The following is a 12981-nucleotide window of genomic DNA, read 5'->3' as shown; positions in this document are numbered from 1 at the left end:
TATGCACGCAACTGCGGTGCAATTTGAAACTGAAGCCGCCAGCGCCAAGTTCAAGACGCTGGCGGCGCGTATTGATTGCCTTATTGCCAAAATCGATCAAGCGCTGAACGCGCAGGTCAATGCTATTTTGCATACCCCAGAATTCATGGCGCTGTCTGCGCGCTGGCTGGCATTGCAAAAACTTGTCTTTGAAAATGGGAATGACGGCGAAGTTCTGATCAAACTGCTGGATGTCGACTGGAAAACCCTTAGCCGCAATCTGGAACGCAGTGTGGATTTCGACCAAAGCCATCTGCATAAACTGGTTTACGAAGACGAATTGGGAATGCCCGGTGGGTTGCCTTACGGCCTGTTGATCGGTGACTACGACATTGGCATCAAGGTGAATAAGGAACGCGGCGATTCAATTGATATTTTGCGGCGGATCGCATCAGTAGCTGCTGCTGCGTTTTGTCCGTTTATTGCAACAGCTGCGCCCGACTGTTTTGGCCTGGACAGTTATCAGGATCTGTCAAATGCCCCTGATCTTGGTGATGGGGATAGTGCTGCAGAACGCATTCGCTGGGATGCACTGCGTGAACAAGATGATACCAGATTTATTGGCCTTGTTGCGCCCCGCATCCTGATCCGAAAGCCGTATCGTCTGAATGATCCTGACCGGATCGACCAATTCCCTTTTTGTGAAATACCCGGTGTTCTAACCTATGCCAGCGGGGCGTTTGCCTTTGCTACAACTGTGATCGAAACTTACAAGTCAAGCGGTTGGTTTGCAGCCATTCGCGGTGCCTATCAAGACGAAACCGGCGGCGGGCGTATTACTTTGTTTGACGGTCATGATTTTGGAACCGACAAGCATGGGATGTCCGAGCAGCCCCCAGTCGAAGTGCGCCTGACCAGTTTTCAAGAACAATATATGGTCGAAAACGGAATTGTGCCGATTTCATCGCTTTATATGGTCAGTGATCCGGTGTTCAATGCATGTCCGTCGTTTCACCGTCCCGGTCGCTACAGCACTGCAATTGCCGTGCGCAACGCGCGGTTGGCGTCTATGTTGCAATATGTCTTGTGTGCTGCCCGCTTTGCGCATTTTCTAAAAGTGATTATGCGCGATGAAATAGGTAGTATTGCTGATGAAAACGGGCTGCAAAGCCGATTGCACAGCTGGTTGATGAAATATTGCATCAGCAACGAAGACGCGGACACAACCCTGACCGCCCGGTATCCTTTGCGCAGCGCAGGTGTTAAAGTCGCTGCAATTGCGGGGCGACCCGGCGTTTATTCCTGTGCCATTCATCTTCAACCACATTTCCAGTTGGACGATATTGCCACCACATTTCACCTGGTTGCCGACAGCAACGACCGGCAACGCATTCCACAGAGGACCGCATGAGCACCATAGCAGAGCTTATTTCAAACAATGATCTGGACGCCGCGATTACAGCAGTATCAGCCGACGTGAAAGCAAACCCCGGCAAAGCCGAGCCGCGCATTGTGCTGGCCGATTTGTGTGTGTGCGATGGTGATCTGGACAAGGCTGATACCCATTTGAAAATGGCATCGCGCCTGTCACCCGATGTCGCAACGTCGCTTGCGGCGTATCGCAATCACCTTCGGGGCATGTTTGCACGTGGTCGTTGGTATGACGAAGCGGCTATTCCCGATTTCCCACAAGGTCCAACCGAACGCGATAAGCTGGCAATCAAGGTTAATTTGGCTTTGCGTGACGGTGATGGTGATACTGCGCGCGCCGCTATTGATGAATTGGATGCCTTGCGCGGTGAACAACCTGTCTTCTGGAATGATGCGCCTGCCGCTGATTTTCGCGATCTGGACGATCGTCTGCCCCACGCGATTGAGGCTTTGACAACAGGCGGAAGCTATCTTTGGGTGGATTTTACCCTGATCCAATCGCTTGAGTTTGCCGAGGTTTCGCGCCCCCGCGATCTGGCCCTGCGTCGTGCGCGGATGACATTGATGGATGGGGCTTCGGCCGAAGTTCTGATCCCTGCCACATATCACGGATCATCCACCATAGAACAAAAAATGGGGCGTGAAACTGATTGGGTCGAAGCACCGGGCACGCTGATGATTGGGCGCGGGCAACGATCTTTTTTGGTTGGTGACGAAGCACAGACCATCATGTCGGCTACCAATATCACCCTGACACATGCAACGGCTGAGGCAGCGCATGGCTGATAAAATGGATCGGTTTCGGGCGACAAACGAACGGATGGCCACCAGCCTTCTGGACCGCCTGATTGACACCGATCCTGATCTTGTCAAAGAACCGCTGATGACGATGAATGAACAGATCGCACAGATCCGTTCAGCCTTACGGCGTGATCTGGAAACCATTCTGAACACACGCTGTTGCCCGGATTCACCGCCCAAAGGCTTGCCCGAACTGCGCGACAGTCTTGTGCGGTTTGGTGTTGAAGATATGTTTTCGATGCGATTGGTCACCAACAGGCAGCGCGACGCCATGGCACAAGAGCTGCAAAACCGTATTCGCCTGTTTGAACCGCGCTTGGAAGATCTGTCTGTAACGGTTCTGCCGAATAAAGACGCCTCAGACCGTATTTTGCATATCCGAATTTCTGCTACCTATAAAATTCAAAAAGGGCTGCCACCGATTGTCTTTGACACCCGACTGGATCCTGTCATGCAACGGTTTTCCGTGCTGGAGGGCAGTCGTGGTTAACCGCTTTCTTGAATTTTACAGCGATGAACTGAACGCCCTACGCAGCCGCGCCACGCGGTTCAGCGAGGCATTCCCAAAGATTGCCGGGCGGTTACGGCTGTCAAAGGATACCAGCGACGATCCGCATGTCGAACGGCTGATTCAAAGTTTCGCCTATACCTCGGCTAGGATACGGCAAAAGATCGACGATAGCCTGCCAGAACTGACCGACGCGCTTCTGGAAACGCTTTATCCGCATTATCTTAGTCCCGTGCCTGCGATGACGATTGTGCAGCTGCATCCGCAAAAAACGCTTGATACGACACAGGTCGTACCGCGGCACACACAGATTGTGTCTGATCCCATCGAAAGCGATGTCTGTCGGTTCAGAACAACACAGTCCGTAACACTGGCCCCCGTCAGTGTTGCTGATGTGCGCTTGATGGCCCGCCCGATTGACGCGCCACAAACCCGCGAAGGTAAGTCATCGGGCTGCCTGGCCATCACCCTAAAACGCGAAAGCAAAACGCCATTGTTTGCTTGCGGTCTGCAAACGCTTCGTTTCTATATCGCGGCCCCATCCCGTCAGGCCATAGCGTTGCATGCGTTGCTTTTTAATCATTGTACCGAGGTCGGACTGGCCGCCCACGCCAACGATGCTGATGCCGTCTTTTTACCACCCACAGCCTTGCAACAGGTGGGATTTGACGATGCCGAAGGATTGTTGCCTTATCCCGAAAACAGCTTTCTGGGATACCGCACGCTGACGGAATTTTTTGCCCTGCCACAGAAATTTCTGTTCTTTGACGTTGATGTCAGTCGCATATCCCAAAGCGATGAGGTCGTCGTTTATCTGTATCTTGACGCCGCACCAGGCCGTCTGGAACGCGACATAGACAACACCAGTTTGCTGTTGCATTGCACCCCGATGGTCAATCACTTCAAAAAAAGGGCCGAACCCATCACTTTGGATGGCACGCGAACAACCTATTCTTTGATGGCCGATGCGCGGCGAAGTAGAACACAGCGTGTGCATTCGGTCACTTCTGTCACACTGACCGATGATGATGGAAATGCCACCGACATCCATCCGTTTTTCCACCGTCTGTCGGGGACCAATATCGGCAAAGTGGGTTGGCAACTTCGACGGCATACGCGACAGCGTGATGGGGGCGAAGGGGAAACGTCCCTTGCGTTTGTCGATGAAATCAACCGCCCGCGTCCGGTGTCAAAAGCTGTAGCCAGCATTGATGTTCTGGCCACGAACGCCGATTTGCCAAGCCGTTTACCATTCGGTGGCGGCCAGCCGAAACTGTATCTGGCCGATGCGATTGATGCCGTCACTGGCATCAGCTGTCTGCAACCATTGTCCAGCCAATATACGCCCGATGATGTTGATGATCGTGCCTGGCGACTGTTGTCACATCTGTCGCTAAATCATCTGTCGATCAGCAAAGGCGGCGCGCCTGCTTTGCGCAATATCATCAGCCTTTATGATATAACTGGGGCCAAGGAACCCACGCGCCTGATTTCATCCATTCACGAGATCGAAACAAAACCCGGAATTGCGCGTCTTGGCAATGCGATGGTGCCAGGCAGTGACATTACATTGATTTTTGATGATCATGTGATCGACCCGTCTGATGCGTATTTCTTTGGCACAATGATTGATCGGTTTTTGGGCTGCTATGCGACGATAAACACGTTTACGCGTCTGTCGTTAAAAATGAAGAACCGCACTGATCTTTTGGCTGAATTCCCACCCCGCGCCGGCGAAGAGGCGATGGTATGAACAAGATCGTTCCGGTAACAGACCCTGAAACAGACGCGGTTTTCGCCAATCTTCAGGCCGATCCCGCCGCCTTTGATCCCATTTCTGCAATCCGTATCGCCGAGGCCGAAGCAAAAGTACGTGGGCTGGACCTGGTGATATCGGCTCCCCCGCTGACATCGCTTCAACCGACACCGGTGTCTGCCGTTATTGTCAAGGATGACAGAATTCAGGTCGAAGCATCGCTGGCAGGTCTTGTTGGTCCGCTATCGCCCCTTCCGCCCGCATATACTGAGATGATAACGTTATCGAACCGTCGCAGATCATATGGGCTGGGTGCCTTTTTTGATCTGTTTTCGGATCGCCTGACGTGGCTGTTCATTCATGCGGCTGAAAAATACAGTCTTCCTGTGCTATTGCGCTGGAATGCCGATGGGAAAAACCGCATTCGCACAGCACTGTTTTCGCTGATCGGACTGTCCAGCGGGAACCTGCGGCGTCACACGACTTTACCAAAAGACGGTCTGTTGCGATATGCGGGACTTTTGGCGCAACGCACACGATCTGCGCAGGGCTTGCGTGCAGTTTTAGCCGCAGAATTACAGTTGCCCGTTCAGGTAAAGCAGTTTCACAATCGCTGGCTGCCGATTCCGGTGTCAGAACAAACAAACATGGCTTCGAACACCCGCACACCTGCACGACTTGGTCAGAACACGACCGCAGGGGCGTATTTGCCCGAAAGATCAGGAAAAATCCGTATCGTGGTGGGTCCTGTACGATATCATGATTTTCTGGCACTTGAGCCAGGAACAGACAAGGTCAACAGCCTGCAAAATCTAATCAGGCTTTATCTGGGCCCTGTATTGGATTTTGACATTCAGGTGATTTTGGCCCGCGAAGATGTTCCCGACACTCAACTTGGTGGCGCAGGTCCAATGGCGCGATTGGGTTGGAACACATGGGCGAAATCTGCAGAAAGCGACAAAGACAGTGATCAGGCCGTGATCGAGGCAACCGTATAATGATATTTCCAACACTTCATATAATTCGAGAGGACGCATGAGTCTGACGCTTGAGATAACAGGTGGTCCCTATGTCGGGCAGGTCCGTGTGATTGATGGCAGATCTGCCTTCAGTGTCGGCACGATGCGTGATTGCAACTGGATTTTGCCAACCACGGGCAGCGATGAAATAAAGGTCACGATCCGCAGCGGCGGTACGGGTTTTCAAATGGTAACCGAAGGTGCTGTGCAAATCGAAGGCCAGCCCGTGATTGCTGAAAAGCCTATGGATATCGGACATGGCAGTCAGATCGCGATTGCCGAACACAGATTATCGGCACGAATTGAACAGGCGCACAGTTCAACATGGGATACGAAACGTGATGAATTTTCGGCACCGACAATTTCGTCGATTTTATCTGATGTGACACCCGGCGGCGCTGGCGCATCAGGGGTGTTACCGGGCCGTGCGGGCGAAGAATGGATGTCACCAAATGCCGTTCTGCCGCGCGAAGATGCGTCCCCCATGATTACGCAGCCCATCAACCAGCTTGGTAGCAAATTACCAGATGACTGGGATGTGCCAGAGGATCGGACCAATCAGCAAAGCCAAGCGACTGTCACAAATCAGGTCATAAATATTGGCAATACTGCCGAAAAGGCGGAACCACACCCGGAACCTCAGGTCGATCTGGACCTGCTGCGCGTTTTTCTGGAAGCTGCGGGGCTATCCATCGCGGATATCACCGCACAACCAGACGCTGTGATGCACGCCGCAGGTCAAACACTGCGCACCGCGATAGAGGGTATCGAACGGCTGGAACAGGAAGCCCAAAAATTCGAAGCAGAGCTGGACCTGAACACATTGCCTGCGTCCGACGTTGATCGTGCGGCAGCATCATTAGACGTGCTGCTTGGGTTTGCAGGTGTCGATACGGCAAACCAAACACGATCCAGAATTGATACGCTGATTACCAAACAAAAAGCGGTGACTTTGGCGATTGATGCCACGCTGTCCCGCGCACGTCAGGATTTGGCCCCGGATAGCATCGAAACCAAGGCAGCAGTCGACAGCGGTCTGCCATTTGGCAAACGCATGCGATATTGGGACACATATATTAAAGAATGGTCATCGGATAATGCCCCATTGGGCAAAAATGCCTTTAAAGCGGCATATGACGATGCGACCACGGGTATTGGGAAGGAAGACGAGTGAAGACAGCCAACCGCGTCGCATGGACCGAAGGCATGTTCCTTCGGACTCAGCATTTTCAACAAGCAGATCGTTGGGCCGAACACCTTGTTGTTGAATCCACGCGCCCGCTGGCCCCGTATCCTTGGGGTATCACAGAAATATCGATTGATCAGTCTGCCCTTGCAATTGGACGGTTTGGCTTGACGTCGATCAGCGGTATTCTGGCTGATGGTACCCCATTTTCTGCGCCCGAACACTGTGATCTGCCAGCGCCGCTGATCCTTGAGGAAGGCGTGAAAAACGCAACGGTTTTCCTGACATTGCCAATGCTGCGTCCGGGTGCGCCAAGTTTTGCCCCAGAAGATGGCCCCGTTTCGGCGCGTCAGTTGCGATCTGATTATGATGCCGCTGACGCCAACACCGACAGCGCATTTTCTGCTGAAATCGGCGTGGCAAGATTGCGGTTCGCATTGAAACTGGACAGTGATGACATGTCCGGGCTGGAACGCCTGATGCTGGGGCGCGTGATCGAAGTGCGTACAGATCTGTCTGTCGTGCTGGATGAAACGATCATTCCACCGGCACTGAATATCGGGGCAAGCAGACGTTTGTCTGGATTATTGACCGAATTTTTGGGGCTGATCCGCCACCGGGCCGAAGCCATTGCCCGGCGCGCGGGCGATCCCAGTTTGCGGGGTGCGGCCGAAGTCGGCGATTACCTCATGTTGCAGGCTCTTAATCGGGCCAGCCCCGTGATTGCGCATCTGAACGCCCAGGCAAGTCAGATCCACCCTGAAATACTGTATCGGCACTGTGTATCGCTGGCGGGCGAACTGGCCACGCTGACCGAACCGACCCGTCTGCCCGAAGAATTTCCCGCCTATCGCCACGATGATATCGAAGACACATTTGCGCCGGTCTTCGCAGCCCTGCGCCGCGCCTTGTCGTCGGTTCTGGAACAAAGTGCGGTGCCTATTCCATTGGAACAGCGCCGCCACGGCGTTCGCGTCGGCATGATCAACGATGCATCTTTGCTGAAAGAAGCGGGCTTTGTTCTGGCTGTGCGTGCAGATATGCCCAACGAATCCCTGCGCCGCACCTTGCCCAATCAGATCAAGGTCGGCCCGGTTGAACGCATTGCTGAACTGGTCAACGTCGCTTTACCCGGGGTTGCTGTACGTCCCGCGGCAGTTGCGCCACGCCAATTGCCTTTTTCTGCCGGAACTGTGTACTTCGATCTCGATACTGACAGCGATATCTGGGATAGTGTCAAGAAATCAGGGACTTTGGCGATTCATTTAGCCACTGAATTTCCCGGCATTGAATTAGAGCTTTGGGGGCTAAGATAATGGCGTCTTCGTCTGATCCCGTTGATAATAACGACAATAACGATCCAAGGATTGTATTACCGACACCGGGGCGTGATCGCGGGGCAAAATCTGCTGAACCCGATCAGACACCTGTTTATGAAACACCCGTTGAACCTGTTTCTGACCTGCCAATTGCAGAAATGCTGTCCGAATTTCGTCTTTCCGGTGGCGAAGTACCCCTTTTGGTGGCCGAAGCGGCCGCACTTTTAAATCTGGCCCATACCCTGCGCGTGCGCACGGCACCGCCTGATCTTGGCACATTGCGGCGCGAAACCACGCAAGCGGTCAAGGAATACGAGGCGCAGCTGGCATCATCAGGCATTGTCCCTGAACAGTCTCGTGCTGCGCATTATATCGTCTGCGCCACGCTGGACGATGTTATCCGCAACACACCATGGGGTGCGGACTGGTCTGTATCGGGGCTGGTGTCCACATTTCACATCGACGTGACTGGCGGCGACCGCGTTTTTGAATTGCTGAACCATTTTCAAAGCAATCCCGGCGCGCACCGCGACATTCTGATGTTGATCTATCTGTGTTTGTCCCTTGGTTTTGAGGGACGAACCCGTGTGTCTGCCCGCGGGTCAATGGAGCTGGCCCAGATCCGCGATGGTCTGTATCGCACTTTGCGCACACAGCTTGGTACATTTGAACGTGATCTGTCCCCCCGCTGGCAAGGCGAAGATGCCGCCCACGAGCCTATTAAATCCGGTCGGTTACTTTGGGCGATTGCTGGTGCATTGGTTTTGACATTTACACTGCTTTATTCCGCTTTGTCCTATTCCCTTAACCGATCATCGGATGAGGTTTTGCTGACTTTTGCGAACCTGCCACCAAATGCGATTCCAAGTATTTTCATACCCGATCCGCCACCACCCCCGGTCATTCCCGAGGTTGTCGAACCTGAAATTCCCGAGGTTGTACCAGCGCCCGTCTTACCACCGCCGCCTGATCCGATTGAGGAATTTATGGCCTTCCTGCAACGCGAAGTTGACGAAGGTCTGGTTATTTTGGTGCGCGAAGGCGATGCGGTTCTTGTCAGGGTCCTGAACACAGGTGCATTTGCAAGTGGTAGCGCAGTGGTTGAACCAGACTTCTATGATGTCTTTGACCGGATTGGCACTGGTATCGCCATCAATGATTTCGAAGTTACAATCCAAGGGCATACAGACAGTTCGCGTGTTGGATCAGGCTCGCGCTTTGCGTCAAACTTTGAATTGTCTGAAGCGCGCGCAAATGCTGTGCGCGAACGTATTGAAAATATGGTCGGATCGTCTGAATTCATAACGGTAGAAGGCAAAGGTGATACTTCGCCAGTTGCGACAAATGACACCATCGAAGGCCGCCAAGCCAACCGGCGCACAGATATAATTGTGCGCAAAATTGGTGCACGCGTACCACCATCCTTATTGCGCCATGATCTTTATGACGGCAATAATCAAGACGGGACACCGCAATGAATCCTCTCTCAGTATATAGCAGCATCAGATCATATGTTGAAAGCTATGCAGGTGTTCTGGGTCGCAGATTTATTTCGATCATCTGGGTCATTGCGATTTGTGCAATTGTCTGGCTTTACGGTCCATCGCTTGAACTTGGCGGTGGGCGTCCGCTTGCGCCGGTATCGCGCAGATTAATCATCATCGGCGTTGTTTTCGGCCTTTGGATCCTTTGGATGGTGATGGGCTGGCTGAAAGCACGCAAAGCCGAAAAGGCGATGATCGACGATATCGCCGAAAGCCCAGAGGATCGTGAGGCTGCTGAAACAAAAGAAGAAATCGAAGAACTGCGCAATCGTCTAAAAGACGCAATGAAGCTGATGCGCAAGGTTGTCGGCAAGCGGATGGGATACGCTTATAGTTTCCCATGGTACCTGATGATCGGTGCGCCGGGTGCGGGTAAAACCACGCTTTTGGTTAACTCTGGTCTGAAATTTCCATTAGGCGATGCGATGGGTGCAGAACCATTGCAGGGGGTCGGCGGTACGCGCAACTGTAACTGGTGGTTCACGGATCGCGCCATTCTGATTGATACTGCAGGCCGCTATACTACACAGGAAACAGCCGCCGCGCGTGACAAGGCAGGCTGGCTTGGGTTCTTGAACATGCTCAAGCGTCACCGTCCGGGTCAACCGATCAACGGTGTTGTCATCACCATTTCATTGACTGATCTTCTGACGCAAAACCCGGATGAACGGCTGCGCGATATCCGCTCAATCCGGCAACGTCTATCGGAACTGGATGAAACGCTGAAAGCGCGCATTCCGATTTATATCGTTTTGACAAAAACCGATCAGCTGAATGGCTTTAAGCAGTTTTTTGACGGGTTGGGCAAAGAAGCGCGCGAACAGGTCTGGGGCATGACCTTTGATATCAAGGAAAGCGCCTCAAGCGACAATTTGGCGGAACATTTCAGCGGTGAATTCCACGCCCTGCAAGATCGTCTGAACGGTTTGCTGCTGGAACGGCTGCAACAGGAACCCGATATATCGCGCCGTGGGCAGATCTTTCGCTTTCCTGCGCAGATTTCCCAGCTTCACGACAGCTTGGTCGAAATTGTAGAAGAACTCACCTCTGGTACTGATTTTATAAACCGGCCGCTGATGCGTGGCGTTTATTTTGCTTCGGCCACGCAAGAAGATCCGGCGCGGGCAAAGCCTTTGTCACAAACGATGAACCGCAGCTATTTCGTATCCAAACTGTTTTCCAACGTTATCCTGGGCGAAGCTGCCTTGGTATCGCGTGATGACAGGTTAAGCCGCCGCCGCAAAATTCTGCGCGGGGCGGGTATCGGCGTGATGGCGACGTCGGTCGTAGTTTTGCTGGTTAGCTGGCTGACGGGTTTCTTTTTCAACCGTGATGCCATCGCGACAGCTGATCAGAATCTGGCCAGCTATTCATCTGCGTTTCAACTGAACGATATCCCTGTGCGCAACGTGACCGACAGTGATTTTCTGCGTATTCTAGGGCCGCTTGACACGCTAGCTAAAGCGCCAGAGGGCTTTGAACTGGATGAAGGCGGATCAATCGTGGATCGCGTTGCGTCATTGGCACCGGGTCTGAACAAGGAACGTAAGATCCGCAGTGGTCATGTCAGCGCCTATGATCGTGCGCTGAGCAGCCTGCTTTTGACGCGTTACATGGTACATCTACAAAAAGATCTGCGCGATGAAGACTTGCCCACGGCGCAGCGTTTTGACGCGCTGAAATATTACCTCGGTCTGGCCGGCGAAGGTCCAATTGATCGCGATGCAATCTTGGCGCATGCACGTGCAACATTCGAAAGTCTGTATCCGGGATCGGGTCGTCGCACGACGCGCGAAAATCTAATGACACATATGGCAGCAATGCTGGACAGCAAAACGCTGCCCCCCATCGAAACAGATGCCTATCTTGTCGCCCAAAACCGCGAGATGATTGCTGAATACAGCCCATCACAACGGGCGTTTGACTTGTTAGTTAATCTGCCCGTCGCGCAAGCAATTCCAGATTGGCGCCCACAATCAGAACTTGGCCCGATCAGCGCGCGGGTCTTTGCACGCTCATCAGGTCTGGGGCTCGATCAAGGCATTGACGGGATTTATACGCGCCTTGGCTATCAATCTGCAATCTTACCAAACATCATCAGCATGTCGGAAATTGCATCCAATGAATATTGGGTGCGCGGTCTGCCCCGGTCTGAATCCAGATCACCAAGCGATATCGGCGTTGATGTGGCCGAGATTTATTATACTGAATTCCAGCAGGTCTGGCGTGACTTTCTGAATGATTTCACAACACGCGACGTGACTGGTTTGGCCGATGCCGCTGATCTGACATTCCTGCTGTCTGGTGATGCCCGCCCCATTGACCGCTTTGCCGAAGAAGTGGCCAAAGCAACTTATCTGACAGGTATCGGCGATGGTCTGGGCTTTGATCTGCCCGAGGATGCGCCAAATCCGATTGATGGCATTGCCCCAAATTTGCCCTTTGATCCATTGGCAGCACCTGATCCTTACAGATCCTTGCGCGCCGCACTGGCCCCGACATCAGGCGATGATCCCAGCAACAAACTCGCCCCGTTGCAGCCCGCGTTTCAGGATGTGTATGACAACGTGAATCGCGCATTGTCACCGGTTCAAGCTATTAGTGACAGCGACCAGCTGGCAACCAGTCTGCAAGAACTCAATCTGGTCGGACGCGGGCTTCCTGTGCCTGTTGATGCAATTGTCATCAAAGTTGCAGGCGATATCGCCGATCTTAGGCTGGCGCGCGTTCAACAGGAAGTATCAGCCGCCTGGCAAGCCCAGGGGGCCGAACAATGCGAGATCACATCGACCGGGAAATACCCTTTTGTGCGGAATGCGCGTGATGAAATTACGATTTCTGATTTTTCCAGAATATTCGGCAACGATGGATTGTTTGATTCATTTTTCGATGAAAATCTGGTAGAGTTTGTAGATCAGACAACCGATCCGTGGACGTGGAAAGGGGGACTGGGTACTTCGGGTGAAACAACCGACGCGTTAATTGCTTTTCAGAATGCCGATAAAATTCGCACAGCATTCTTCCCTGCAAATGCATTGCAGCCCCGCGTGGTGTTCGGAGCAGACTTGCTATTTTCAAGCGAAGAGGTCAACAGCGTTCAATTCAATATTGGTGGTGATAAACGCATTATTCTGCGCGAAGGCTCAGACATACCTCAAACGCCGCTGCTATGGCCCCCTGAAGATGGTTTGCGAAGAAGTGTGTTGTTCAGACTACCTCGTTCTGTGAATCCTGATATCAGCACAACAGGTGAATGGGCCCCTTTCAGACTGTTTGATCGCGGCGATATTACCGAAACTGACCGCGATAATTTTACCATAACATTTGGGTCAAACGTCCGCATGCGGATCACGGTCACAGGCGTCAATAATCCCGTCACATTGGCAGCACTGACAGAATTTACCTGCCCCAACACGCTTTTGGGCAATTAAGGGCAGA

9 protein-coding genes are annotated in these 12981 nt (G+C 52.8%); all 9 read left to right on the top strand.

Features of this window, described 5'->3' with window-relative positions; genetic code table 11:
• The first annotated feature begins 1 nt into the window (after position 1).
• From tssC to tssM, 9 genes are read left to right on the top strand one after another with little or no spacing between them, the layout of a single operon-like run.
• A complete protein-coding gene (gene tssC / locus HRQ87_RS02875; protein ID WP_174135000.1) occupies positions 2–1390 on the top strand; it encodes a type VI secretion system contractile sheath large subunit in 1389 nt (462 codons plus the stop codon).
• The gene (locus HRQ87_RS02870) at positions 1387–2196 is read left to right on the top strand and encodes a type VI secretion system accessory protein TagJ (protein WP_174134998.1); all 810 of its coding nucleotides are present in this window, start codon (positions 1387–1389) and stop codon (positions 2194–2196) included. Before tssC ends, HRQ87_RS02870 begins: the two co-directional genes overlap by 4 nt.
• Positions 2189–2701, top strand: a complete 513-nt coding sequence (gene tssE / locus HRQ87_RS02865) for a type VI secretion system baseplate subunit TssE (protein ID WP_174134996.1) — start codon at positions 2189–2191, stop codon at positions 2699–2701. The genes HRQ87_RS02870 and tssE overlap by 8 nt, the downstream gene beginning before the upstream one ends.
• Entirely contained in the window at positions 2694–4472 is a 1779-nt protein-coding gene (gene tssF / locus HRQ87_RS02860) for a type VI secretion system baseplate subunit TssF (protein WP_174134994.1), read from the top strand. The genes tssE and tssF overlap by 8 nt, the downstream gene beginning before the upstream one ends.
• The gene (tssG, locus tag HRQ87_RS02855; protein WP_174134992.1) at positions 4469–5473 is read left to right on the top strand and encodes a type VI secretion system baseplate subunit TssG; all 1005 of its coding nucleotides are present in this window, start codon (positions 4469–4471) and stop codon (positions 5471–5473) included. The genes tssF and tssG overlap by 4 nt, the downstream gene beginning before the upstream one ends.
• Before the next feature lie 37 nt (positions 5474–5510).
• On the top strand, positions 5511–6668 hold the full coding sequence (locus HRQ87_RS02850) for a type VI secretion system-associated FHA domain protein (RefSeq protein WP_174134990.1): 1158 nt from the start codon (positions 5511–5513) through the stop codon (positions 6666–6668).
• Positions 6665–7996: a type VI secretion system baseplate subunit TssK gene (tssK, locus tag HRQ87_RS02845; protein WP_174134988.1), complete on the top strand. Its 1332-nt coding sequence runs from the start codon at positions 6665–6667 to the stop codon at positions 7994–7996. The genes HRQ87_RS02850 and tssK overlap by 4 nt, the downstream gene beginning before the upstream one ends.
• Positions 7996–9477, top strand: coding sequence for a type IVB secretion system protein IcmH/DotU (icmH, locus tag HRQ87_RS02840; protein WP_174134986.1), 1482 nt, complete (start codon positions 7996–7998; stop codon positions 9475–9477). The genes tssK and icmH overlap by 1 nt, the downstream gene beginning before the upstream one ends.
• Entirely contained in the window at positions 9474–12974 is a 3501-nt protein-coding gene (gene tssM / locus HRQ87_RS02835; RefSeq protein ID WP_174134984.1) for a type VI secretion system membrane subunit TssM, read from the top strand. Before icmH ends, tssM begins: the two co-directional genes overlap by 4 nt.
• Positions 12975–12981 lie beyond the last annotated feature (7 nt).

The organism is Parasulfitobacter algicola (assembly GCF_013315265.1).
Classification (GTDB): Bacteria; Pseudomonadota; Alphaproteobacteria; order Rhodobacterales; family Rhodobacteraceae; genus Parasulfitobacter; species Parasulfitobacter algicola.
Note: the sequence above shows the minus strand (reverse complement) of the source record. Positions and strands in the feature narration are given on the sequence as shown.

What these genes read in the sequence shown, in the direction of transcription:
- tssC (WP_174135000.1), top strand. Translation starts at nt 2, where the DNA reads ATGCACGCAACTGCGGTGCAATTTGAAACTGAAGCCGCCAGCGCCAAG.
- tssE (WP_174134996.1), top strand. Translation starts at nt 2,189, where the DNA reads ATGGCTGATAAAATGGATCGGTTTCGGGCGACAAACGAACGGATGGCC.
- tssG (WP_174134992.1), top strand. Translation starts at nt 4,469, where the DNA reads ATGAACAAGATCGTTCCGGTAACAGACCCTGAAACAGACGCGGTTTTC.
- icmH (WP_174134986.1), top strand. Translation starts at nt 7,996, where the DNA reads ATGGCGTCTTCGTCTGATCCCGTTGATAATAACGACAATAACGATCCA.
- HRQ87_RS02850 (WP_174134990.1), top strand. Translation starts at nt 5,511, where the DNA reads ATGAGTCTGACGCTTGAGATAACAGGTGGTCCCTATGTCGGGCAGGTC.
- HRQ87_RS02870 (WP_174134998.1), top strand. Translation starts at nt 1,387, where the DNA reads ATGAGCACCATAGCAGAGCTTATTTCAAACAATGATCTGGACGCCGCG.
- tssM (WP_174134984.1), top strand. Translation starts at nt 9,474, where the DNA reads ATGAATCCTCTCTCAGTATATAGCAGCATCAGATCATATGTTGAAAGC.